Below are 23,120 nucleotides of genomic sequence, written 5' to 3'. Positions count from 1 at the left end.
TCACGCCCTCATTTTGAACCGATCAATCCAAAACAAGGAGAGAACCGATGCCGCTGGCCGTCTTCGTCCTGGGCCTGGCGATCTTCGCCCAGGGCACGTCCGAGCTCATGCTCGCCGGCCTCCTCACCGACATGGCCGCCGACCTCGGCGTCTCGGTGCCGCAGGCGGGGCTGCTGATCTCGGCGTTCGCGCTCGGCATGCTGGCGGGCGCCCCCGTCCTGGCGGTGGTCACGCTGCGCTGGCCGCCCCGCACCGCGCTGCTGGTCTTCCTCGCGGCCTTCATCGCCGCGCACGTCGCCGGCGCGCTGGCACCCGGCTACTGGGTGCTGTTCGCCACGCGGGTGGTGAGCGCGTTCGTCTACGCGGGCTTCTGGGCGGTCGCGGCGGCGACGGCCGTCGGGCTCGTCCCGGCGAACGCGCGCGGCAGGGCGATGAGCGTCATCGCGGGCGGGATCACCGTGGCCATGGTCGTCGGCCTGCCGCTCGGCACGGTCATCGGCCAGCACCTGGGCTGGCGCGCCGCGTTCTGGGCGGTGTCGGTGTTGTCGGCGATCGCGATGGCGGGCGTGGCCGCGACGATCCCCGGCGGGCGGCCCGAGCGGGCGCCGCGGCTGCGCGACGAGCTGCGGGCCATGGCCGCGCCCCGGCTCTGGCTCGCGTACGGCACCACCGCGCTGTCCACCGGCGCGCTGCTCGTCACGTTCGGCTACCTCGGCGCGCTGCTCGCGGAGACGACCGGCATCGCCGAACGCTGGGTCCCCGCGGTGCTCGCGGTGTACGGGGTGGGCACGCTCATCGGCATCACCATCGCGGGCCGGACGTCGGACGCGCACCCCTTCCGTACCCTCATCACCGGCGTCACGGGCGCCGTCGTGGCCTCCGCCGCGCTCGCCCTGACCGCCGGGACGCCGGTCGCGGTGATCGTGCTGGTCTTCCTGCTGGGCGCGTTCGGGTTCGCTACCAACCCGGCGCTCAACACCCGGGTGTTCACGCTCGCCGAGGGCGCACCGACGCTCGCCGCCGCGACCAACTTCGCCGCGTTCAACGTCGGCATCACCGCCGGCCCGTGGATCGGCGGCCTGGCGATCGACGGCGGTCTCGGCTACCCGTCCGTCGCCTGGATCGGGGCGGCGCTCGGCGTGGTGACGCTCGGCGCGGTCGGCTGGGCGTACGCCCTGCACCGGCGCGACGCGGGCGCGAAGGCCGGCGCGGAGCTCTCACACTCCACGCCGGCCCTCAACGAGGTGTGACCCCGGGACCGGCCGGGTGTCCGGCCGGTCCCCGGGATCGGGGTCCGGACCTAGCCGAGGCAGGTTCCGGTGTCGGCCTTCGCCGGGTCGCTCTCCGACGTGGCCTTCAGCGTGATCTTGGCCCTGCGGTCGGCACCGGGCCCGGCCTTGGCCCAGACCTGCACCGCCGCGAGCCCGCCCGCCTTGGCGGTGGCCAGCTCGTTCGGCAGGTGCGTCGTCCAGCCCTTGCCGGCCGCCGACGCGCTCAGCCGGTAGACGTCCGAGCCGTACACGCCGCTGCCGCCCTTGCCGCTGTTGCGCAGCGGCACGGTGCACTTCACCCAGCCGGAGCCCGCGGGCAGCGCGAGGCCGTTGCCGACCTGGACGCCGCGCCGCTGCGGTCCCGCGCCGTCGAGCGAGCGGACGGCGACGGTGTACGACAGGATGCCCTTGCGGTCGCGCTTCAGGTCGAGCACGTAGAAGTGCAGCCGGTTGGCCTCGTCGACGTACTCGTACTCGCTGCCCGAGCCGGTGCCCGCGTGCAGCAGCGCGTCCGACAACTGCCGGTAGTCGCCGATGGTCATCTTGACCTCTTGGCCGTTCGGCAGCACGTAGTCGACCTTGTCGATGTCCTGCGGGTTGGCGTCCTTCACCCAGATGAACGGGGCGTCGTCCTGGTTCTTGGTCTTCGACAGCAGGACGCCCGAGTCCGGGGTGAACGAGTCGAAGCCCATCCGGTCGACGACCTCGACGGTGTAGTTGTGGTAACCGCCGCCGTCGCACAGCGCGTCCTTGGCGGTGTCGCACGCGGGGCTCCTGTCGGCGTCAGGTCCCGTGCCCATCTTCAGGTTGATGCCGGCGAGCGAGCCGTCGCCCGGCTGCGCGGCGCGCGCCGTCACCTTGGCGACGACCGTGCCGTCCTGGGGCAACGTCGCGCGGTCGAGCTGGAGCACCTTGTCCGTGTCGACGATGCCGAGCTTGAGCTTGTTGCGCAGGGTGTGCTGCGCGCCCATCGACCCGCCGCCCGTGGACGGGATCATCCACCGGCTGTGCGGGCCGCCCGGTCCGTTGAAGCTGCCGCGGCTCAGCATCTCCCACGGTCCCGTGTACGCCCGCCGCGGCGGGTTGCCGTACGGGTTGTTGTAGTTGTCGAAGATCCCCAGGATGTGGCTGAACTCGTGCGCGTAGACGCCCATGCCCGAGCTCTCGGCCTGCGTCGAGCTTCGCGGCGGGGCGCCGATCACGGCGTTCGGCCAGTGGTTGGACGCGGCCTGCCAGGAGGACCAGGGCACGTAGCGGGTGCTGGCCCAGTTGGGCATGGACGGGTCGGGCGGTCCCCACTCGTCCGGCACGTCCTCCTTGGTCGGGAACTTCATCATCCCGAACTCCTGCCAGGTGGCCGACTCGTCCTGCCCGGCGGTGAGGAAGAAGACGAACTCGTACTGGCCGGCGACCTCCTCACCGACGTCGGCCACCCAGGCGGCCCTCGCGTCGGCGCGGATGTCACGGAAGCAGGTGTCTCCGGACGGGCAGTCGCTCGCCTGCTGGAACTGGCCGATCCCGTACTCGTGGTCCTTGGCCTGCATGGTGTACGCGCCGAAGGCCTTCAGGTCGACTCCGTACCGGCCGCCCGAGTCCTCCATCCAGTACTCGTGCAGGGTGTGCCCGTTGTTGAGCGCCTGCGGCTTGTTGAGGAAGTCCTGGTAGAACTGCGCGACCTGGTCGTTCGGCACGTCGCTGACGACCGTCGGGTTGCCGTAGATCGTGGAGTTCTTGGGCTGGGTCACCACGAACGGCTGGTTCGGGTAGTCGACCAGCACCACGGCGCCCTTGAAGTTCTTGATCGACCCCGCCTTGGCCGGGTCGGCCCAGCTGGTGCCCGGGATCGGCTTGTAGTCGTCCCAGGTCATCGTCTCGGGCAGCTCGTAGTTCTGCGGGTCGATCGGCTTGGGGGCGCCGGGCGCCGCGAACGTCCGGGCCTGCTGACCCTCCTGCCACGGCTGGGTCTGCGGCCAGTGCCGCATCTGCCAGGGGTTGGGCGTGGGGTCGGGGATGTACGGCTTCGGGTCGGCGGCGGCCGGGCCGGCCGCCAGGCCGGCGGCCAGCAGCATGACCACCGTGGCCGGCGCGAGGAGGACCTTTTTGAGTCTCATGTCTCCCCTGTCTCAGATGTCATCCGAGACGGTAGAGACGACCCCTTTCATGATCAATGGCTGTTGTGGCCGACGTTCCCGAGGTCCCTCTGGCAGGTGACCACAGCCCGGCGCAACGTGCACCGGCGGTCCGCGCGCATAGTGATCTGTTAGTCCCTGGCCCTAGGTTGCGAGGAGGCGGACCAGGGGGTGTGCGCGCATGCACGGATGGCGGGTCGAGGGCTTCAGCGAGGTGCGTGAGCTGGGCAGGGGCGCGCAGGGACGGGTGGTCCTGGCCAAGGGGGCCGACGGCGGGGGGACGGTCGCCATCAAATACCTGGCCCCCGCGCTGCTCGCCGACGGCGGCCGCGCGGCGGCCTTCCGCCGCGAGACGGAGGCGCTGGCGCGGGCGGCGAGTCCACATGTGGCCCTCCTCCACCGGTACGTGGAGGAGGCCGGCGGCGCCGCGATCGTCATGGAGGCGGTGACCGGGGCGTCGCTGCGCGACGTGCTGGACCGGCACGGGGCGCTGCCGCCGGAGTCCGCGCTGGCCGTGTTCAAGGGGTCGCTGCTGGGGCTCTCCGCCGCGCACGCGCTGGGCGTCGTGCACCGCGACCACAAGCCGGCGAACGTGGTCGTGCGGCCGGACGGGGTCACCACGCTCATCGACTTCGGCGTCACGCTGCTGACCGGGCAGTCCGACCGTTCGGGCACGCCCTCGTACCTGGCGCCCGAGCAGTGGCGCGGCGAGCCCGCCTCCCCCGCCACCGACATCTACGCGGCGGCCTGCGTCTTCTTCGAGTGCGCGACCGGGACGGCGCCGTTCCGGGCCACCTCGCTGTCCCGGCTGCGGTACCAGCACCTCACCCAGGCCGTCCCGCTGGCCGAGGCGCCCGCCCCGGTTCGCCCGCTGCTGGAACGGGGCCTGGCCAAGACGCCCGGACGGCGCGCCTGGGACGCGGCCGGGCTCGTGACGGAACTGGAGACGATCGCCGTCGCGGCGTACGGGCCCGGGTGGGAGGACCGGGGCGCCCGCGCCCTCGGCGAGGTCGCCGCCGTGCTGGCCGCCGCGTTCCCGGCGGCGATGCTCGGCTCGTTCGGCAGCACCGGAGGCACCGGCCTCGGGGCCGGCGCCCTGGCCGACCTCGGCGCCGGCACGCTCGGGCGGCGCCCCACCGGCGAGCCCGCGCGGCCGGGCGCGGCACGCGGCGGCGGCCTGCGGAAACCGGGCTCAGGGGCCAGAACGGTCGTCGTGGCGTTCTCGGCCGTCACGGCGATCGGCGCGGCCACCGCCGGGGCGGTCGTGCTGGGCAGGGGCGGAACGGACACCGAGACCGCGGGCCCGCCGACCATGGCCGCGGGCGCCTCCTCCGTGACCTCGGCCCCCGACGTGGGCGGCGGGACGGCCACCGGGACGTTCCGGATCGGGTTCCGCGCCCCGGGGTCCACGGGCGCACCGGGCGCGGCCTACGCGCTCAGCGCCCGGCCCGCACGGGTCGCCGCGGGCGCCACCCTGACGGCCACCCTGACGGCGTCGCAGCGGCGCGTCCCGGAGGGGGACGGGCGCGGCGGCTACCGGTACACCGTCGGGTCCGGGGGCATCACGCTCTATCCCGTCCCGCCGGCGCGGCCCGGCGTGATCCCGTCGGGCGACGGCATCCGGCTGGGCTCGGGCACGGCGCCGGCGGTCACCATCCCGCGCGACGGACGGGTGAAGCCGGGGCGTTACCTGGTCTCGCCGTTCGGGACACCGCGCGTCACCGGCGTCACGATCCGGGGCAGACGGGTGCCGCCGGAGTCCGTAGGCGCTTACACCGAGGGCTCGCTGCCGCTCGTCACCGTCCTGCCCGGGGCCGTGCCCACGCGGACGGCGCGGCCCCCGGCCGGGGCGGGCCGAGGGCCGTCCGCCTGCCGGACGACCGCCGAACGGATGCCCGGGAAGATCCGGCCGAGGAGGGCCGTCTGCTAGGAGGCCCTAGACCAGCTTGCGGCCGGCGACGACGATGCCGTCCTCGTCGCTGTAGAGCCAGTCGTTCTCGCGGAACTCCACGCCGCCGAACGACACGGGCTGGTCGACCTCGCCGGCCCCGTCCTTGGCGCTCTTGCGCGGGTTGGAGCCGAGCGCCTTGACGCCGAGCTCCAGCGTGCGCAGTTCGGCGACGTCGCGGACGGCGCCGTTGATGACCACCCCGGCCCAGCCGTTCTTCACCGCGGACGCCGCGATCATGTCGCCCATCAGCGCCGACGCGAGCGAGCCGCCGCCGTCGACGACGAGCACCCGGCCCTCGCCCGGGGTGTTGAGCACCTGTTTCACCAGGCCGTTGTCACGGAAGCAGCGCACGGTCGCGATCGGGCCGGCGAAGGCCGCGTGCCCGCCGTACGGGCGGAACTGCGTCTCGCAACTCTGCAGCTCGTCCGCGAAGTCGTCGATCAGATCAGCGGTAGCGAAGTCCATGACCCGAATCCTACTCAGTGGTAACCGCCACCCCCACCTGACAGTTCGCCGCACCATTCGATAGAACCAGGGGCGAACTTCACCCGGGAGGTCACGCATGCAGTCCTCGTCCACCGCCTTCGAGCCGCTCGGTTCCGGTGACCCGCGGCTCATCGGCGGTTACCGGGTCCTGGCACGGATCAGCTCAAGCGGCACCGGGCGCGCCTTCCTGGCCACGACGCAGAGCGGGCGGCGCCTGGCGATCGCCTTCGTCCCCGCCCGGCCCGGCGCGGCGGGCGACGAGGCGGGCGACGAGGCGTTCCGGAGCGCGTTGCAGCGCCAGATCGGCGCCGTCCAGCGGGTCCGCAGCCCGTACGTGGCCGAGGTGGTGGACGCCCACGCCGCCGGTCCCGAACGTCCCTGGGTCGCCACCGCCTACGTGCCCGGCCCGTCGCTCGCCGGCGTGCTCGCCGAGCAGGGGCCGCTGCCGGCCGATGCCGTGCGGGCCCTGGCCGCCGGGGTCGCCACCGGGCTCGCCGCCCTCCACGAGGCGGGGCCGGCGCACCCGGGCCTCACGCCGTCCCGGGTGCTGCTGGCCGCCGACGGGCCCCGGATCGTCGCGGCCGGGCTCACCCAGGCCACCGGTGACGAGGACCCCTCACCGGCCTCGGACGTGTTCGCGCTCGGCGCTCTCATCCACTTCGCCGCGACCGGGCGCACGGCCGCCGGGCCGCCGTCCGGCCCGCCCGATCTGACGGGCTGCCCGAGCGCGCTGCGCGGGCTGGTCGCCCGGTGCCTCGCGGCCGACCCGGCCGAACGTCCGTCCCTGGACGCCGTCCTGGCCGACCTGGAGACGGCGCCGCCCGGCCCCGGCTGGCTCCCGGCCGCGGTGGCCGCCCAGATCCCGCGGTACGAGGCCGAGCCCCCGGCCGCCGAGCCGCCCCCGCTCCCCCAGCCCGCCCCGGCGGCCCGCGTGCCGGTGGCGGATCAGAGGGCGGCCGCGGGACCGGCCATGGCGCCCGGCCCCCAGGACGTACGACCCCAGGACGCCCGGCCGCAGGACGCCCGGCAGGACGCCCGGCAGGACGCCCGGCCGCAGATCCTGCCGCCCGAGGCACCGGCGCCCGCGTACGGCCTCGCGCCCGGCCCGACGACGCCGGACGTGCCGTACGCCGGCGCCGTCGCGCGGCCCGACTCGACCGCGATGTTGCTGGTGGCGGGCGGGGTGCTCACCATGGCCACGCTGGGCGTGCTGCTGGTGCTCGCCTTCCTGGTCTGACACTGGTGGGGGTCAGGCCGACGGGGCGTCGATCGGCCGGCCGATCAGCCGCGACAACACGATCGCCGTCTTGGTGGCGGTGATGTTGTCCTCCCGCCGGAGGCGTTCGAGGGACTGCTCCAGGTGCTGGATGTCGCGGACGCGCACGTGCACGAGCGCGCTGGCGTCGCCGCTGATGGTGTAGGCGGCGACCACCTCGGGGTGCTTGCGGATGCTGGAGTAGATCTCGTCGGGGGACGTCGCGCCGGTGCAGAAGATCTCGATGAACGCCTCGGTCGTCCAGCCGAGCGCGGCGGGGTCGACGACGGCCGCGAAGCCCGTGATCACGCCGTCCGCGCGGAGCCGGTCGACCCTCCTCTTGACGGCGGGCGCCGACAGTCCGACCCGGTCACCGATCTGCGCGTAGGACGCCCGGCCGTCCTGGAGGAGCTGCGCAACGATTCGATGGTCAAGCTCGTCAATACGCAATGAATATCTCCCCCAAAGTTGTATTTCGTCATTGGTCGTCGGTTAATCCCGAACATACGCTGGCCCGGGGACCGACTGCCACCACTCCCGTCGGCCCCTCCCACCCCCCGTCGGCACCGGGACACCCCCGGTGTCATCAGCGATCCCGGCCGGCCGAGGCCGGGCCGACAGGCCGAAGGAGAGTCGTGACACGAAGCGATGAGCTGCGGACGATGTCCGAGGAGCACAGCGCGCACAACTACCATCCGCTCCCCATCGTGATCGCGGAGGCCGACGGGGCCTGGGTCACCGACGTGGAAGGCAACCGTTACCTGGACATGCTGGCCGCCTACTCGGCGGTCAACTTCGGGCACCGCAACCCCCGCCTCACCGAGGCGGCCAAGCGCCAGCTCGACCGGGTGACGCTGGTCAGCCGGGCGTTCGACCACGACCAGTTCGGCCCGTTCGTGACCGAGCTGGCCGCGCTGGCCGGCAAGGACATGGTCCTGCCGATGAACAGCGGCGCCGAGGCCGTCGAGACCGCGCTCAAGACCGCCCGCAAGTGGGGCTACGAGGTCAAGGGCGTGCCCGCCGACCAGGCCAACATCATCACGTTCGAGGGCAACTTCCACGGCCGCACGACCACGATCGTGAGCTTCTCCACGGACCCGGACGCCAAGAACTCGTTCGGCCCGTACACGCCGGGGTTCCGGACCGTGCCGTACGGCGACGCCGAGGCGCTGCGGGCCGCGATGGACGGCTCCACGGTCGGCGTGCTCGTCGAGCCGATCCAGGGCGAGGCGGGCGTCAACGTGCCGCCGAGCGGATTCCTGAAGGCCGTCCGCGAGCTGTGCACGGCCAACGGCTCGCTGATGATCGCGGACGAGATCCAGTCGGGCCTCGGCCGCACCGGCACCACGTTCGCCGTCGAGCACGAGGGCGTCGTGCCGGACGTCTACATCCTCGGCAAGGCGCTGGGCGGCGGCATCATGCCGGTGTCGGCCGTCATCGCCGACTCCGACGTCCTCGGCGTCTTCAAGCCGGGCCAGCACGGCTCCACGTTCGGCGGCAACCCGCTGGCCTGCGCGATCGCCCGCGAGGTCGTGGCGATGCTCGAGACCGGCGAGTTCCAGGAGCGGTCCCGCGAGCTGGGCCGCCACATGCACGAGCGCCTCGGCGACCTGCCGACCGACGTCGTCCGCGAGGTCCGCGGCCGCGGCCTGTGGGCGGGCGTCGAGCTGCACGGCAAGGCCCGCCCGGTCAGCGAGCGGCTGATGGAGCTCGGCGTCCTGGCCAAGGAGACGCACGAGACCACGATCCGCCTCGCCCCGCCGCTGGTGATCAGCCGCGAGGACCTGGACTGGGCGCTGGACCAACTCGAGATCGCCCTGAAGGGCTGACGAGGGCTCCCCTCCACGGGGACTGGACGAGGGCTTCCCCCAACGACGTGGGAAGCCCTCGCCGCTTTTCCGGCCCGAGTTTCCGGCCCGAGTTTCCGGCGGGTGTTCCCGGCCACAGTCGTCCGGGGTCGCGATGACAGCCGAGGTCCATCTGGATTAGTCTAAGTGGACTAATTGGTTTCAGGCTGAAGGCTGACATGTCACGACCCATCACACCGCTGGCGCTGATCGTGCTCCGGCTGCTGTGCGACCAGCCGATGCACCCGTACGAGATCCAGCAGCAGATCCGCCTCCGCGCGTACGACCAGGCGGTGAAGCTCACCCACGGGTCGCTCTACAACACCGTGGAGCGGCTGGCCGCCAACGGGCTCATCGAGCCCAGGGAGACCAGCCGCGAGGGGCGGCGGCCCGAGCGCACCGTCTACACGGTCACCGAGGCCGGCCGGGACACCGCGTTCAACCGGCTGGCGGACATCCTCGCCCGGTACACGCCGGAGTTCCCGCTGTTCGGCTCGGGGCTGGCCGTGATCACCCTGACCTCCCCCGCCGACGCCCTCACGCACCTGCGCAGCCGCGCGGTGGCGCTGGAGGCGCAGGTCGCGGGCGAGCGGACGGCGTACGACGCGCTGCGCAAACGCGGGCTGGAACGGGCCAGGCTGCTGGACGGCGAGCTCAAGATCGCCCAGCTCAGGACCGAGCTGGAGTACGTCCAGACCCTCGTCGCCGACATCGCCGCCGGCCGCGTCGACTGGGAACCGGGTTCCATGATCAGCCGGATCGACACGGCCGGCGACGCCGGCCCCGACAAGGAGCACGCATGAACAAGTGGCGTGGCAACCCGTGGGCGATCCTGCTCACGTTGTCCCTCGGGTTCTTCATGACGCTGCTCGACCTCACGATCGTCAACATCGCGATCCCGAACATGATCGACGAGCTGCCGGCGACGCTCGACCAGGTGTTGTGGGTCAACAACGCCTACATCCTGGTGCTGGCGGTGCTGCTGATCACCACCGGCCGGCTCGGTGACCTGTGGGGCAAGAAGAACCTGTTCATCGCCGGTGTGGCGCTGTTCACGCTGGCCAGCCTGGCTTGCGGGATCTCCCAGGACCCGGCGCAGCTCATCGCCGCCCGCGCCGTGCAGGGCCTGGGCGCGGCGCTGCTGATGCCGCAGACGATGTCGATCATCATCGACACGTTCCCGGCGGAACGGCGCGGCGCGGCGCTCGGCGTGTGGGGCGCGGTGGCCGGGGTGTCCACCATCGCCGGGCCCACGCTGGGAGGCCTGCTGGTCAGCACGCTGGACTGGCGGTGGATCTTCTTCGTCAACCTGCCGATCGGCATCATCGTGCTGGCGATGGCGGTGCCGATCCTGCCGGTGAACGAGCGGAGCGTCCGGCACCGGTTCGACGTCACCGGCGTGGTGCTCGCGACCGCCTCGCTCTTCTGCCTGACGTTCGCGCTCACCGAGGGCCAGAAGTACGACTGGAACGGCTGGATCTGGGCCCTCGTCGCCGCGGCGGCGGTGCTCTTCACGACGTTCCTGCTGCACCAGCGGAGCAAGCAGGGCAACGAGCCACTGGTGCCGTTCGCGCTGTTCAAGGACCGCAACTTCGCGATCCTCAACTTCGTCGGCGCGACCGTCTCGGTCGGCATGATCGGGATGTTCCTGCCGATGACGATCTACCTCCAGTCGGTGGAGGGCTTCAGCGCGCTGAAGGCCGGGCTGGTCATGGCGCCGTCGTCGGTCGTCTCGATGTTCCTGGCACCGGTCGCGGGCCGGCTGTCGGACAAGATCGGCGGCAAGTTCATCCTGATGGGCGGCCTCACGCTGTACTCGGTCGGCGTGTTGTGGACGCTGGCCGTCGCGGACGTGGGCACCCCGTGGACCGCGTTCATGCTGCCGTTCGCCGTCATGGGCGTCGGCATCGGCGGCGTGTTCGCGCCGATGACCACCGAGGCCACCCGGAACGTTCCGCCCCGCCTGGCGGGCGCCGCGTCCGGCGTCAACAACACCGTCCGCCAGGTCGGCTCGGTGCTGGGCAGCGCGGCCGTCGGCGCCATCCTGCAGAACCAGCTGGCGAGCTCGCTGCGGGAGGAGGCCGCCGAACGTTCGGCCGCGCTGCCGCCGGAGTCCCGCGAGGGCTTCGTCAACGGTTTCGCGGAAGCGGCCAAGGGCGGGCTCGAGGTCGGCGCGGGCCAGCACGGCGCGCCCGGCCAGCTGCCGCCCGGCACCCCGCCGGGCCTCGCGCAGCAGCTCCAGGAGCTGGGCGAAGCGGTCTTCAAGCACGGCTTCGTGGACGCCATGAAGCCCACGATGTTGCTGCCGGTCGTCCTGGTGCTGCTGGGCGCCGCGGCCTGCTTCGGCGTCCGCAGCTACCGGGCCCCGGCCGCGCCGGACGCCTCGAAGCCCGCCCCCGCGGGCCTTGCCGGCTGATCGGTCCCGTGCGGGGCGGCGCCACCGCCCCGCACGGGACGCCGGATCACAGGTCTTCGGGGCACGGGGAACGGGGAACGGGTCGTCACGGGTCTTCGGGCGCGATCGAGCGGTAGCCGCCCGCGTAGAAGACCAGGGGCCTGCCCTGCGGGTCGGGGACGTCGAGGTGCAGCACCTCGCCCACCACGATGCTGTGGTCGCCGCCGTCGTGCACCGCGTGCGTACGGCATTCCATCGCCGCCACCGCGCCGGTGAAGATCGGCGCCCCGGTCACCGGGCCGCGGACGTGCGGCCAGCCGTCCAGCTGCCCCGACAGGACGCGCCCGCGGGTCGCGAACCACTGCGAGGCGTCGCGCATCTCCTCGGTGAGCACCGACACCGCCCAGGTCTCGCTCTCCAGGACCACCTCGTGGAACCGCGCGACCTTCTCGGCGCAGAAGAGCACCAGCAGCGGGTCCAGCGAGACCGAGGTGAACGCGTTCACGGTCATCGCGTGGTCGGTCCCGTCCGCCACCGTGGTCACCACCGCCACTCCCGTGGCGAAGCGGCCGACGACCTGCCGGTACAGCAGCGGGTCGACCAGGGGCTCGAGGTTCACGGAACAACAACCTACCCGGGAGTACGGTTCGCGCCCCTCAGCAGCCAGTCACCCGACCCGCTCCGCGCGGGGACGGTCCCGATCGCGATCACGGCCGCCAGCATGCCGCCGACCAGGTAGACGTAGCCGGGCAGGTTGCCCGGGATCACCAGGTCGCCCTCGGGCCGCCGCTGCGACATGAGGAACACCACGACGCCCCAGGTGAGCGTGGGGATCAGCGCGCCGAGCCGGGTGCCCATCGCCCAGCCCGACAGCCGGACGAGGCCGAACGTGACCGGGACGAGGAGGATCGCGACGAGCGGGAACGAGCCGAGCGTCCAGTCCTGGGCGAACGAGCCGACCAGGCCGACGATCGCGCCCACCAGCCCGAGCGCGCCGTAGGCGGCGCCGCCGATGAACGCCTCGGCCCGCGGCCCCAGCGTGAACGGCGGCCCGCCGTTCCCCGCCGGGCCGCTGGCCGGCGGCGGCACGGGGCCCCCGCCGTAGGCCAGGTGCGCCAGGTCCGGCGGCAGCGGGCCCTGCGGCGGCGGCAGCGGCCCCTGCTGCCGCGGAGAGCCCTGCCCGGCGTCCTTCGCCCGGCCCTGCTCGGCGTCCTTGTCCAGCGACAGCCAGGCGTCGTCGTCCTTGTTCACGGTCGTCAGGGTATCCGGGCGCGGCCCGCTCAGCCCTGCCCGGCCGGAAGGCCGGAGAACAGGTCGGTCTCCCGGCCGCCGGGGGCGGCGGGACCGCGCTCCCCGTCGAGCAGGATGAAGAACTCGGTGCCGAACGCCTGCTGCCCGAGGCCGTTCGACAGCGCGAAGAACGGCCCGACCTCGTCCGGCGCGACCTCGATCTGGGTGCGGTGGGCGCGCAGCGCGGCCAGCTTGGCCGGCAGGTACGGCCGGGCGTCCACCATCGTGGTGATCCGGTCGTCGGGCACGCCCGAGCCCAGCTCGTCCAGCCCGGCCACCCGGTCGAACGGGAGCTTGGCCTCGCGCATCACCGCGATGGCGCGTGCCAGGACGGTGCGGGGCGTCGCGTAGGCGTAGAACTTGGCGGCCCGCCAGGGTTCGCCGTCGCCGTACGCGGGGTCGGCGGCCAGCTCGAACGCCCGCCGTGCGACCCGGTGGGCCTGGATGTGGTCGGGATGGCCGTAGTTGCCGCGCTCGTCATAGGTGATGATCACCTGCGGCCGTACCTCGCGGACGACCGGGACCAGCTGTCCCGCCGCCTCGTCGAGATCGGCGCGCCAGAAGCAGCGCGGATCGTCGTTGGTGGCGCCGCCCATCATCCCCGAGTCGCGCCAGCGGCCGGGGCCGCCGAGGAACCGGTGGTCGGCGACGCCCAGCGCGGCGCACGCGGCGTCGAGCTCGCCGATCCGGAACTCGCCGAGGCGGTCCTCCTTGTCGGAGGCGAGGTGGCGCAGCCCTCCGGGAATGACCTCACCCTCCTCGCCCAGGGTGCAGGTGACGAGGCTGACGTGGGCGCCCTCGGCCGCGTACTTGGCCATGGTCGCCCCGGTCCCGATGGACTCGTCGTCCGGATGGGCGTGGACGAACAGGATCCGCGGCTGGTTCATAGGAACCGAGCGTACCGACGACGGCGCACCGCGCCGATGCCCGCCCTACCGACCGTGCGCGGAACCACCGTCCACGCTCCGGCCGGTGCCCGTTCCCGCGCCCTCGCCGGTGCCGCCGCCCTCACCGTCGTCGCCGCCCGCGGGCGGCGTGCTGGGCTCCTCGGTGGTCGGCTCGCTCGTCGGCGTCGTGGACGTCGGCGGGGTGCTGGGCGGCGGGGTCGTGGGCCGCTGGGTGGTCGGACGGGTGGTGGGCCGCTCGGTCGTCGGCTCCTCCGTCGGCTCCGGCTCGGTCGTCTCGTCGTCCGGCGTCGTGCTGGACTCCGACTCGCTGACCGACGGGCTGTCGACCGGGGTCGCGGGGTCCCGGTCGCGGTTGGACGCCAGCACCGCGCCGACGATCACCGCGATGAGCAGGATCGCCGCCACGCCCGCGATGATCGGCCACTTGCCGCCGCCCCTGGGCTCCGGCTCGTACCGGCCCGGAGGCGCGGGCGGCAGGGTGCCCGGCAGCGTGCTCCCGCCCGCCGCGCCCATACGCTGCGTGCGGCTGTCGTAGGCCATCGTCTGGTCGGCGGCCGAGACCCCGGCCGCGCCCGCGGCGGCCCCCGCCGCCGCGCCGGCCGCGCCCGCGGCCATCATCCGCGTGGTCTCCGCCGGGTCGTCGGTCCGGGTCGCCTGCGGCCCGGTGCCGATGAGGCTCATCATGATCTGCTGCGCGGTCGGCCGCCGCTCCGGCTCCTTGGCCAGGCACGCGGAGATGAGCCCGCGCAGGTCGGAGGGCACGCCCTCCACCGAGGGCTGCTCGTGGAGCACCCGGTTGATCACGGCCATCACCGTGTCGTCGCCGAACGGCGGCGTCCCCGTCGCCGCGTACACCATGGTCGCGGCCCACGCGAAGACGTCCACGGCCTCGGTCAGCGTGGCCCCGGCGACCTGCTCGGGCGCCATGTAGGACGGCGTCCCGATCGCCTTGGTGGCCGCCGTCTGACCGGCGTCCAGGGCCCGCGCGATGCCGAAGTCGATCACCCGCGGCCCGTCCGGCGCCATCAAAACGTTGTGCGGCTTGAAGTCGCGGTGCACGATCCCGGCCTGATGGATGGCCACCAGCGCGGTCGCGGTGCCGATCGCCAGCCGCTCCAGCGCGGCCCCGGTGATCGGCCCCTGCTCCTTGACCTGCTTGTAGAGGCTCGGCCCCGGCACGTACTCGCTGACGATGTAGGGCTGGTCGCCCGCCACGTCCGCCTCGACCATCTGGGCCGTGCAGAACCGCGCGACCTGCTTGGCCGCCTGGGCCTCGCGCACGAACCGGCTGCGCGCCGACTCGTCCTCGGTCAGATCGGCCCGCAGCAACTTGACCGCAAAGTTGTTACCGGAGGGGTCCCTGCCCAGGTAAACGACACCCTGCCCGCCCTCGCCTAGCCGTTCGAGCAGTTCGTACGAACCCAGCCGCCTTGGATCGCCCGGCTGTAGTTCAGGCATGGACCTCTCCTCTGAAACGCCGTCGTCGCGCAATGGGGAAAGCCTTGAGCCTACGCGACCTTAAAAGGCAGCACCGGTTGTTCCCGATCCACGGCGAACAACCCAAGATCGCGCGACGAATCCTTTTGGCCCCCGTGGGACGCGGCGAGCGGGCCCGGCTGGCAGACTTTCGAGTCATGACCATCAGCTTTCCGCGGCAGAGCGCGCGCACCCGGCGGTTCACCCTCGGTGTGCCCCGCGCCTTCCAGATCGCGTCGGACGAGTCGTACGTGGCGTTCCTGCGTACCAAGGCCGGCGACGACCCGGTCACCTGCCTGTGGGCCCTCGACACGGCGACCGGCGCGGAACGGCTGATCGCCGACCCGGCCGCGCTCGACGTCCCGGGCGAGGAGAACCTGCCCGCCGAGGAGCGCGCCCGCCGCGAGCGCGCCCGCGAGCAGGCCGGCGGCATCGTGGGCTACGCCGTCGACCGGGACGCCCGGCAGGCCGCGTTCACGCTGGGCGGTCGGCTGTACGTGGCCGACCTGGTCACCGGGGCCGTGCGCGGTCTCGACGCGCAGGCGCCGGTCTTCGACCCGCGGCTCGACCCGGCCGGGCGCCGGGTCGCCTACGTCTCGGGCCGCACGCTGCGCGTGACCGAGCTGGACGGCACCGACGACCGGGCGCTGGTCACGCCCGAGAGCGACCAGGTGTCGTACGGGCTCGCCGAGTTCGTGGCGGCCGAGGAGATGGGCCGCATGCGCGGCTACTGGTGGGCGCCCGACGGCGGCTCGCTGCTGGTCGCGCGGGTCGACGAGACGCCGGTGCAGCGCTGGCACATCGCCGACCCCGCCAACCCGGAACGGCCCGCCACCGAGATCGCCTATCCGGCGGCCGGCACGCCCAACGCGATCGTGTCCCTCGTCCTGCTGAAGGTGGACGGCGGCCGGCTCGGCGTCGCCTGGGACCGCGGCGAGTTCCCGTACGTGGTCACGGCCTCGTGGGACCGGCACGGCCTGCTGGTCGTCGTCCAGTCCCGCGACCAGCGTTCCCAGCGGGTGCTGAGCGTCGACCCGACCAACGGCGAGACCACGCTCCTGCACAACGAGCACGACCCGGTCTGGACCGACGTCGTGTCCGGCGTCCCGGCCCGCACCGGCAAGGGCGACCTGGTCTGGACGACCGAGGACCCGGCGACCGACACCCGCCGCATCACCATCTCCGGCGACCCGGTCACGCCGCCCGGCCTCCAGGTCCGTTCGATCCTCGCGGTAGAGAACGACACCATCCTGTTCACCGCCTCCGAGGAGCCGACCGAGGTCCACGTCCACTCCTACGGCCCCGGCGGCGTCACCCGCCTCACCGAGGGCCAGGGCGTCTTCAGCGGCACCCGTTCAGGCGGGACCACCGTCCTGACCGGCTCCCTCCTGGACCGCCACGGCGTCTCCGCGGAGGTCCGCACCGCCAACGGCGCCCACCCGGTCGAATCCCGCGCCGAGACCCCGGTGATCACACCGAACGTCGAGCTCCTCCGCGCCTGCGACCAGGAGATCCGCACCGCCGTCGTCCTCCCGTCCTCCTGGGAGCCCAGCCAGGGCCGCCTGCCCGTCCTCCTGGACCCGTACGGCGGCCCGCACGCCCAGCGCGTCCTCGCCGTCCGCCGCGCCTTCTGCGAGGCCCAGTGGCTGGCCGACCAGGGCTTCGCCGTGGTGATCGCCGACGGCCGCGGCACCCCGGGCCGCGGCCCCGCCTGGGACCGCGCGGTCCGCGGCGACTTCACCGGTCCCGTGATCGAGGACCAGATCACCGCCCTCGAGGAGGCCGCCCGCCGCCACCCCGGCGCCCTCGACCTCGACCGGGTCGGCATCCGCGGCTGGTCGTTCGGCGGCTGGCTGGCCGCGCTGGCCGTCCTGCGCCGCCCCGACGTCTTCCACGCGGGCGTCGCGGGCGCGCCCGTCACCGACTGGCGCCTCTACGACACCCACTACACCGAGCGCTACCTGGGCCACCCCGACGAGGAGCCGGAGAACTACGCCGCCAACTCCCTCATCGACGACGCCCCCAAGCTGGAGCGCCCCCTCCTGATCATCCACGGCCTCGCCGACGACAACGTCGTCGCCGCCCACACCCTCCGCCTCTCCTCGGCCCTCGTCGCCGCCGGCCGCCCCCACACCGTCCTCCCCCTCTCCGGCGTGACCCACATGACCCCCCAGGAGGTGGTCGCCGAAAACCTCCTCCACCTCCAGGTCGACTACCTCAAGAGAAACCTCACCTGAGGAGGAGCCCGCGAGGGCTCGGCGCCGAGGCCGCGAAGCCGATTCAACGCTGCCAGGAGTCCCAGAGGGCGGCGTAGGGGCCCTGGGCGGCTAGGAGCTGGGTGTGGGTGCCCAGTTCGGTGACTCGGCCTGACTCGACCACGGCGACTCGGTCGGCGTCGTGGGCGGTGTGGAGGCGGTGGGCTATGGCGACGACGGTGCGGCCGTCGAGGACGGCGGCCAGGGAACGTTCGAGGTGGCGGGCGGCGCGGGGGTCGAGGAGGGAGGTGGCCTCGTCCAGGACGAGGGTGTGGGGGTCGGCGAGGACGAGGCGGGCGAGGGCGAGTTGCTGGGCCTGGGCGGGTGAGAGGGGTGCGCCGCCGGAGCCGACGGTGGTCTCCAGGTCGGGGCCGTCCCAGTCGACGGCGGCGAGGGCGGTGGCGATGTCGTCGTCGGAGGCGTCGGGGCGGGCCATGACGAGGTTGTCGCGGACGGTGCCGCGGAAGACGTGGTGCTCCTGGGTGACCAGGGCGACGTGGCCGCGCAGGTCGTCCAGGGGGAGCTCGGTCAGGGGAACGTCGCCGCCGACGGTGACCGAGCCGAGACGGGGGCCGTCGATGCCCGCCAGGAGGCGGCCCAGGGTGGACTTGCCGGCGCCGCTGGGGCCGACGATCGCCAGCCGTTCGCCGGGACGGAGGGAGAGGTCGACGCCCTTCAGCACGTCATGGCCGGGGCGGTAGGCGTAGTGGACGTCGCGGGCGGTGAGGTCGGTGCCGGCGGGGCGTCTTCCGTTCGGGCTGCGGTCGGGGGCGACGGTGCCGACGCCGAGGAGGCGGGCGAGGGAGGCGCCGCCGAGCTGGAGCTCGTCGAGCCAGCTCAGCAACATCTCGACCGGGCCGATCAGCTGCTGGACGTAGAGGGTCGCCGCGGTGACCTGGCCCAGGGAGGCCAGGTCGTGCATGTGGAAGAACCCGCCGACCAGGAGGGTCGCCGCGACCGGGAGGACGAAGCCCATCTCGATCACCGGGTAGAGGACGGTGCGCAGGCCGAGGGTGTAACGCTCGACGGCGTAGGTGGCGGCGATGTCGCCGTCGACGCGGCGGTGCCGGCGGTCGTGCAGGCGGAGGGCCTCGACCGTGCGGGCGCCGTTGACCGTCTCGGCCATGCCGTCGGTCATCTCCGCCCACGTCGCGTTCTCGCGCAGGTAGCCGGCGTGGGCGCGGGGCAGGTACCAGCGCATGACGCCCCACAGCAGCGGCACGGTCACCAGGCAGGGCAGCGCCACCAGCGGGCCGACCAGCGCGAGCGCGCCGAGGGTGAGCGTGCACACCACGATCGCGATCAGCGTCTCGGGCACCGCGTAGCGGACGGTCGTCGCGAGCGCGTCGACGTCGCGGGACGTGCGGGTGACCAGGTCGCCGGTGCCGGCGCGTTCGACCCGCGAGAGCGGCAGGGCGAGGACGCGGTCGACGAACTCCTCGCGCAGCTCGGCCAGCACCCGCTCGCCCAGCCGCGCGGACGCCAGGTGGGCGTAGCGGATCAGCAGGCCCTGCACGATCACGAACGCGGCGATGGCGAGGCCGACGGTGTCGATGTCGGCGGTGCCGTCCTGGACGTCCTCCACGAGGTCGCCGAGCAGCCACGGGGTGACGAGCCCCGCCACCGCGGCGAGCGCGTGCAGGGCCAGCGCGGCGGCGAGGGCGCGCGGATGCCGCAACGTCAGGCGCCGGGCGTACGCGCGCACCTGCGCGGGCGTCGCCACCGGCAGGATCTCGGCGCTCATGCGCTCCCCCGGACGATCTCTCCGTCTCCCCTGGTCACGGTGGCCGCGTAGCGCGGCTCGGACGCCAGCAGCGTGCGGTGGCCGCCCGCCGCGACGACCGTGCCGCCCTCGACGTGCGCCACGTGGTCGGCCCGGTCGAGCATCAGCGGGCTCGTCGTGCAGACGACGGTGGTGCGGCCGGCGCGGGCGGCGTGCAGGCGTTCGGCGATGCGCGCCTCGGTGTGCGCGTCGACGGCGCTGGTCGGCTCCACCAGGATCAGGACCTCGGGGTCGGCGGCGAGCGCCCGCGCCAGCCGCAGCCGCTGCTGCTGCCCGCCGGAGAACTCCCGGCCGGACTCCGCCACGTGGGCGTCGAAGCCGACCGCCTCGACGATGTCCTCGGCGTTCGCCGCCGCCACGGCGGCGTGCAGGTCGGCCTCCGGGCGCCCGGGCGGGACGAGCGTCTCGCGCAGCGGGCCGGAGAACAGCCGGTCGTCGTTGACGGCGACCAGGATGCGCTCCCGGACCGCGGCGATGTCGCCCAGCGGCAGGCCGCCGTAGGTGACGTCGCCGTCGGCGTGGCGGCCGAGGCGGTCGGCGATGGCCCGCGCGTCACGCGGGTCGGACGCGGCGACTGCGGTGAGCAGGCCGGGCCGGACGACCAGGCCGGACGCGGCGTCCACCAGGTCGCCGGGCGGCCCGTCCGGGCGGGCCGTGCCGGTGTGCCGGATCTCGGGCTCGATGTCGAGCAGCCGGACGACCCGGCCCGCCGCGACGTGACCCCTGGTCAGCTTGCTCGCGGCCTCGCCGAGGGTCTTGAGCGGGTGGATCAGGAACACCGCGTAGCCGTAGAACGCCACGAGCTGGCCGGGGGTGATCGTGCCCGCCACCGCGAACCGGGCGCCGAGCCAGGTCACCAGGGCGACCAGCAGGCCGGGCAGGATCACCTCGGCGCCGCTCATCCGCGAGTCGGCGCGGGCCACGTGCACGCCCGCCGCCCTCACCCGCTGCGACTCGGCGCGGTAGCGGGCGGCGAAGAGGTCCTCGCCGCCGATGCCGCGCAGCACGCGCAGCCCGGCCACCAGGTCGGTGGCGTGGGTGTTGAGCTCGCCGACCAGCTCGCGGTGGCGTTGCTCGCGTTCGCGGTAGGGCTTGATGAGCGGGGCGGCGAGCGCCAGGATCACCGGGACGCCGATGAGCACGACCAGGCCGAGCGGCGGCGAGGCCGCGAGCAGGATGCCCGCGACCGTCACGATCGCCACGACCGCGCCGGAGCCGCGCGACAGGATGTCGAGCGCGTCGCCGATGTGGGCGACGTCGGAGACGCCCACGCTCACCACCTCGCCCGTGCTCAGCCGTTTGGGGAGGGTGCCGCCGAGGCGGGTGGACTGGCGGACGACGATCTGCACGGTGCGGTACGCGGCGGCCAGCCAGTTGAAGACGGCCATCCGGTGCCGGATCACGCCGCTGGTGGCCTGGACGGCGCCCAGGCCGAGAAGCACGGCCGCCCACGTCACGAGCGCCGCGCCGTCCTTGGCCGCCACCCCCGCGTCGACGGCCCGCCCGATGGCGGCCGGCATGAGCGCCTGGCTGAGCATCCAGATCACGCCGAGCACCGCGCCCGCGATGATCGGACGAACCTGGGTCCGGGACAGCCAGAGGAGGTAGCGCGCCGGTGATCTGTGGTCCGGGGTCCCGGGGTCCGCGACCGGCAGCGCCTTCACAGGGTGGAGAGTAGGCATCACCCGCTGCGAACTTCGACTTATTTTTCGGCCGACGGGAACTTTTCCAGCAAGCCTCACATCTCCTGCACGTCACCCCAGGACACCCTCCGGGGATGCGCGAACGTGATCAGAGACGCTATGGTCGAGGGCGTACGGAGCCACGTTCTCACCGCTCCATGAGCCGGGAACCCGGCGGCTAAGCAGATGCCGCCGCCCCGGCGCGGCCCGCTCCGCCGGACCTGATCCCCTGGGGGTCTCCGCCGCGGCCAGGCCGTCGTCGCCACGATCCACGCCAGGCCCGCGCACGCCGCTTCGCCCCTCCGGCGAACCTCCGGAATCGGAACTCTTTGTGAGCACCACCAGTCATCATCCGCCCCCCGTCGCCTCCGGCGCCGAGGACAGGATCGACCTCCTCCTCATCGGCCACGAACCGGCCGATGTCTTCATGGTCGACAAGATGCTCGCCGACAGCGGCCTGGACGTGCGGATCACCGAGGCCGAGGGCCTGGAGTCCGCCCGCCGCAAGCTCACCCGCCGCACCCACTGCATGATCGTCGACCTGTCCGCCCCCGACATCGACCGCATCGAGGGCCTGCGCCAGGTGCTCGCCCTGTCCGAGCAGGCCGCGGTCATCGTGCTGACCGGCATCAACGACGTCCACCTGGGCGTGCGGGCGGTGGCCGCCGGCGCCGAGGACTACCTGGTCAAGCAGGAGGTGGACGGGCCGCTGCTGGCCCGCGCCGTCCGCTACGCGATCGAGCGCAAGCGCGCCGAGAAGTCCGAGCGGCGGCTGGTCGAGGCCCGCATCATGGGCCGCGAGAACGCCCGGCTGGAGCGCGGCCTGCTGCCCGTCCCGCTGATCGACGACGACGCGCTGCGGCACCACACCCGCTACCGGCCCGGCCGCCGCCGCGCCCTGCTGGGCGGCGACTTCTACGACACCGTGCAGACCGAGGGCGGCGCGGTGCACCTCATGATCGGCGACGTCTGCGGGCACGGCCCCGACGAGGCGGCGCTCGGCGTCCAGCTGCGCATGGCCTGGCGCACGCTCGTGCTGGCCGGGCACTCCGGCGAGCAGCTCCTCGGCACCCTCGACACCGTCCTCGGGCACGAGCGGCGCAGCGAGGAGATCTTCACCACGCTGTGCATGATCACGATCGCGCCGTCCCGCCGTACCGCCCGCATGCACCTGGCCGGCCACCCGGCGCCGCTGCTGTTCCGCGAGGACGGCAGGGGCGGCGCCGAGGTGAGCGCGCTGCCCGAGTACGCGCACGGCCCGGCGCTCGGCCTGGTACCGAACGCCGAGTGGCCGACCACCGAGATCGACCTGGGCGAGTCGTCGTGGGGCCTGCTGCTCTACACCGACGGGCTCATCGAGGGACGCATCGGCGCCGGCTCCGCACGGCTGGGCACCGACGGCCTGGTCGAGCTCGCCCGCCGTACCCGCGCCCGCGGCGTCACCGGCCGGGCGCTGGTCGACGAGCTCGTCACCCGCGTCGAGGAGATGAACGGCGACGCGCTCACCGACGACCTGGCGGTTCTGCTCCTCTCCCGCGACGCAAGGGGCTAAGTTCCTGCAGGTCGTGTGAGGTCTCTCACCCTTCACCGCGGGTAAAGCGCAAGGAAAGCCCGCTACTGCACGTCTCATAGCCTGTGGCTATCGAAACAAGTGCGGTGATGACTTGGATCCATCCTTCGAACCGGTCATACCGTGCGCCTTGTGGCTATAGCGATACCTGCGATCTACCGGTCGACCGTCGGTAAGAAGGCGGTCATGGCCGTCACCGGCGGCATCCTCGTGCTGTTCCTGATCGCGCACATGGTCGGGAACCTGAAGATCTTCTATGGCGCGGAGGACTTCAATCACTACTCGCACTGGATCCGGACCATCGGTGAGCCCGCGGTCCCGTATCGCACGGTCCTGACCGTCCTCGAGGTCGTCCTGCTGGTCGCGGTCGTCCTGCACCTGTGGTCGGCCGTGTCGCTGGCCAAGCGCGCCTCCAAGGCCCGCCCGGTGAAGTACAGGTCGAGGAAGAAGTCGCACGCGCAGGGCTACGCCGTCCACACCATGCGGTACGGCGGCATCATCATCGCGCTCTACGTGGTCTGGCACCTGCTGGACATGACGTTCCTCGTCGTCAACCCGGCCGGCCGCGACGCCACCCCCTACGAGCGCGTGATCCAGGACTTCCAGCCGTCCCACTGGTACATCACGGCGTTCTACGTCGTCGCCGTCCTGCTGGTCGGGCTCCACCTGCGGCACGGGATCTGGAGCGCGGTGCAGACCCTCGGCTTCCGCACCCCGCGCAACGACCGCGCGCTGCGCGCCCTCGCCGCCACGATCGGCGCCGTGGTGGCCCTCGGCTTCATCGCGGTGCCCGTCTCCGTCACCTTCGGATGGGTGAGCTGA

General features: G+C 73.1%; 18 protein-coding genes. 9 read left to right on the top strand and 9 right to left on the bottom strand.

All coding sequences use genetic code 11. The features are described 5' to 3' along the window. The first annotated feature begins 47 nt into the window (after positions 1 to 47). A complete protein-coding gene (locus tag ABZ810_RS22915; protein ID WP_358406171.1) occupies positions 48 to 1,250 on the top strand; it encodes a Cmx/CmrA family chloramphenicol efflux MFS transporter in 1,203 nt (400 codons plus the stop codon). A gap of 50 nt (positions 1,251 to 1,300) precedes the next feature. Here the strand turns inward: ABZ810_RS22915 and ABZ810_RS22910 are convergent, their stop codons facing one another. Beyond that, positions 1,301 to 3,382: a M6 family metalloprotease domain-containing protein gene (locus ABZ810_RS22910; RefSeq protein ID WP_358406170.1), complete on the bottom strand. Its 2,082-nt coding sequence runs from the start codon at positions 3,380 to 3,382 to the stop codon at positions 1,301 to 1,303. 199 nt (positions 3,383 to 3,581) lie between these two features. On the opposite strand from ABZ810_RS22910, the gene ABZ810_RS22905 reads away from it, so the two are divergent. Next, positions 3,582 to 5,330 (top strand): serine/threonine-protein kinase, encoded by a 1,749-nt coding sequence (locus ABZ810_RS22905; RefSeq protein ID WP_358406167.1) that lies wholly within the window; start codon positions 3,582 to 3,584, stop codon positions 5,328 to 5,330. A 6-nt stretch (positions 5,331 to 5,336) separates the two neighbouring features. Here the strand turns inward: ABZ810_RS22905 and rraA are convergent, their stop codons facing one another. Continuing rightward, complete coding sequence (gene rraA, locus ABZ810_RS22900) at positions 5,337 to 5,816, bottom strand: ribonuclease E activity regulator RraA (protein WP_358406165.1); 480 nt, start codon at positions 5,814 to 5,816, stop codon at positions 5,337 to 5,339. A gap of 97 nt (positions 5,817 to 5,913) precedes the next feature. Here rraA and ABZ810_RS22895 point away from each other — a divergent pair, with 97 nt between their 5' ends. Next, entirely contained in the window at positions 5,914 to 7,074 is a 1,161-nt protein-coding gene (locus ABZ810_RS22895) for a hypothetical protein (RefSeq protein WP_358406163.1), read from the top strand. Between the two features lie 12 nt (positions 7,075 to 7,086). Here the strand turns inward: ABZ810_RS22895 and ABZ810_RS22890 are convergent, their stop codons facing one another. Further along, entirely contained in the window at positions 7,087 to 7,542 is a 456-nt protein-coding gene (locus ABZ810_RS22890) for an Lrp/AsnC family transcriptional regulator (RefSeq protein ID WP_358406162.1), read from the bottom strand. Positions 7,543 to 7,727: 185 nt separating this feature from the next. Between ABZ810_RS22890 and rocD the strand changes: the two genes are divergently transcribed. From rocD to ABZ810_RS22875, 3 genes are all read left to right on the top strand, one after another. Then, positions 7,728 to 8,921: an ornithine--oxo-acid transaminase gene (gene rocD / locus ABZ810_RS22885; RefSeq protein WP_358406161.1), complete on the top strand. Its 1,194-nt coding sequence runs from the start codon at positions 7,728 to 7,730 to the stop codon at positions 8,919 to 8,921. Between the two features lie 197 nt (positions 8,922 to 9,118). Next, on the top strand, positions 9,119 to 9,742 hold the full coding sequence (locus ABZ810_RS22880; protein ID WP_358406160.1) for a PadR family transcriptional regulator: 624 nt from the start codon (positions 9,119 to 9,121) through the stop codon (positions 9,740 to 9,742). Beyond that, positions 9,739 to 11,355 (top strand): MFS transporter, encoded by a 1,617-nt coding sequence (locus tag ABZ810_RS22875; RefSeq protein ID WP_358406157.1) that lies wholly within the window; start codon positions 9,739 to 9,741, stop codon positions 11,353 to 11,355. The genes ABZ810_RS22880 and ABZ810_RS22875 overlap by 4 nt, the downstream gene beginning before the upstream one ends. Positions 11,356 to 11,440: 85 nt before the next feature. Here ABZ810_RS22875 and ABZ810_RS22870 read toward each other — a convergent pair whose 3' ends face one another. From ABZ810_RS22870 to ABZ810_RS22855, 4 genes are read right to left on the bottom strand one after another with little or no spacing between them, the layout of a single operon-like run. Further along, positions 11,441 to 11,953 carry a flavin reductase family protein gene (locus ABZ810_RS22870; protein WP_358406154.1) on the bottom strand — a complete coding sequence of 171 codons (513 nt, stop codon included), beginning with the start codon at positions 11,951 to 11,953 and terminating at the stop codon, positions 11,441 to 11,443. A gap of 11 nt (positions 11,954 to 11,964) precedes the next feature. Further along, complete coding sequence (locus tag ABZ810_RS22865) at positions 11,965 to 12,585, bottom strand: DUF6113 family protein (RefSeq protein WP_358406153.1); 621 nt, start codon at positions 12,583 to 12,585, stop codon at positions 11,965 to 11,967. 29 nt (positions 12,586 to 12,614) lie between these two features. Then, complete coding sequence (mshB, locus tag ABZ810_RS22860) at positions 12,615 to 13,511, bottom strand: N-acetyl-1-D-myo-inositol-2-amino-2-deoxy-alpha-D-glucopyranoside deacetylase (RefSeq protein ID WP_358406150.1); 897 nt, start codon at positions 13,509 to 13,511, stop codon at positions 12,615 to 12,617. A gap of 45 nt (positions 13,512 to 13,556) precedes the next feature. Then, positions 13,557 to 14,990, bottom strand: a complete 1,434-nt coding sequence (locus tag ABZ810_RS22855) for a serine/threonine-protein kinase (protein WP_358406148.1) — start codon at positions 14,988 to 14,990, stop codon at positions 13,557 to 13,559. A gap of 176 nt (positions 14,991 to 15,166) precedes the next feature. On the opposite strand from ABZ810_RS22855, the gene ABZ810_RS22850 reads away from it, so the two are divergent. Beyond that, complete coding sequence (locus ABZ810_RS22850) at positions 15,167 to 17,245, top strand: prolyl oligopeptidase family serine peptidase (protein ID WP_358406146.1); 2,079 nt, start codon at positions 15,167 to 15,169, stop codon at positions 17,243 to 17,245. Between the two features lie 43 nt (positions 17,246 to 17,288). Here ABZ810_RS22850 and ABZ810_RS22845 read toward each other — a convergent pair whose 3' ends face one another. Then, positions 17,289 to 19,007 carry an ABC transporter ATP-binding protein gene (locus ABZ810_RS22845; RefSeq protein ID WP_358406145.1) on the bottom strand — a complete coding sequence of 573 codons (1,719 nt, stop codon included), beginning with the start codon at positions 19,005 to 19,007 and terminating at the stop codon, positions 17,289 to 17,291. Further along, complete coding sequence (locus ABZ810_RS22840) at positions 19,004 to 20,710, bottom strand: ABC transporter ATP-binding protein (RefSeq protein ID WP_358406142.1); 1,707 nt, start codon at positions 20,708 to 20,710, stop codon at positions 19,004 to 19,006. Before ABZ810_RS22840 ends, ABZ810_RS22845 begins: the two co-directional genes overlap by 4 nt. A 349-nt stretch (positions 20,711 to 21,059) precedes the next feature. Here ABZ810_RS22840 and ABZ810_RS22835 point away from each other — a divergent pair, with 349 nt between their 5' ends. Both ABZ810_RS22835 and ABZ810_RS22830 read left to right on the top strand, forming a co-directional pair. Beyond that, on the top strand, positions 21,060 to 22,280 hold the full coding sequence (locus tag ABZ810_RS22835) for a SpoIIE family protein phosphatase (RefSeq protein ID WP_358406141.1): 1,221 nt from the start codon (positions 21,060 to 21,062) through the stop codon (positions 22,278 to 22,280). A gap of 141 nt (positions 22,281 to 22,421) precedes the next feature. Further along, positions 22,422 to 23,120, top strand: coding sequence for a succinate dehydrogenase cytochrome b subunit (locus ABZ810_RS22830; RefSeq protein ID WP_358406138.1), 699 nt, complete (start codon positions 22,422 to 22,424; stop codon positions 23,118 to 23,120).

Origin of the sequence: Spirillospora sp. NPDC047279, from assembly GCF_040643285.1 — a bacterium.
Lineage (GTDB): Bacteria > Actinomycetota > Actinomycetes > Streptosporangiales > Streptosporangiaceae > Spirillospora.
The sequence above is the reverse complement of the archived record's forward strand: the minus strand, read 5'-3'. Positions and strand labels throughout refer to the sequence as shown.

What these genes read in the sequence shown, in the direction of transcription:
- ABZ810_RS22915 (WP_358406171.1), top strand. Translation starts at nt 48, where the DNA reads ATGCCGCTGGCCGTCTTCGTCCTGGGCCTGGCGATCTTCGCCCAGGGC.
- ABZ810_RS22910 (WP_358406170.1), bottom strand. Translation starts at nt 3,382, where the DNA reads ATGAGACTCAAAAAGGTCCTCCTCGCGCCGGCCACGGTGGTCATGCTG.
- ABZ810_RS22905 (WP_358406167.1), top strand. Translation starts at nt 3,582, where the DNA reads ATGCACGGATGGCGGGTCGAGGGCTTCAGCGAGGTGCGTGAGCTGGGC.
- rraA (WP_358406165.1), bottom strand. Translation starts at nt 5,816, where the DNA reads ATGGACTTCGCTACCGCTGATCTGATCGACGACTTCGCGGACGAGCTG.
- ABZ810_RS22895 (WP_358406163.1), top strand. Translation starts at nt 5,914, where the DNA reads ATGCAGTCCTCGTCCACCGCCTTCGAGCCGCTCGGTTCCGGTGACCCG.
- ABZ810_RS22880 (WP_358406160.1), top strand. Translation starts at nt 9,119, where the DNA reads ATGTCACGACCCATCACACCGCTGGCGCTGATCGTGCTCCGGCTGCTG.
- ABZ810_RS22875 (WP_358406157.1), top strand. Translation starts at nt 9,739, where the DNA reads ATGAACAAGTGGCGTGGCAACCCGTGGGCGATCCTGCTCACGTTGTCC.
- mshB (WP_358406150.1), bottom strand. Translation starts at nt 13,511, where the DNA reads ATGAACCAGCCGCGGATCCTGTTCGTCCACGCCCATCCGGACGACGAG.
- ABZ810_RS22855 (WP_358406148.1), bottom strand. Translation starts at nt 14,990, where the DNA reads ATGCCTGAACTACAGCCGGGCGATCCAAGGCGGCTGGGTTCGTACGAA.
- ABZ810_RS22850 (WP_358406146.1), top strand. Translation starts at nt 15,167, where the DNA reads ATGACCATCAGCTTTCCGCGGCAGAGCGCGCGCACCCGGCGGTTCACC.
- ABZ810_RS22845 (WP_358406145.1), bottom strand. Translation starts at nt 19,007, where the DNA reads ATGAGCGCCGAGATCCTGCCGGTGGCGACGCCCGCGCAGGTGCGCGCG.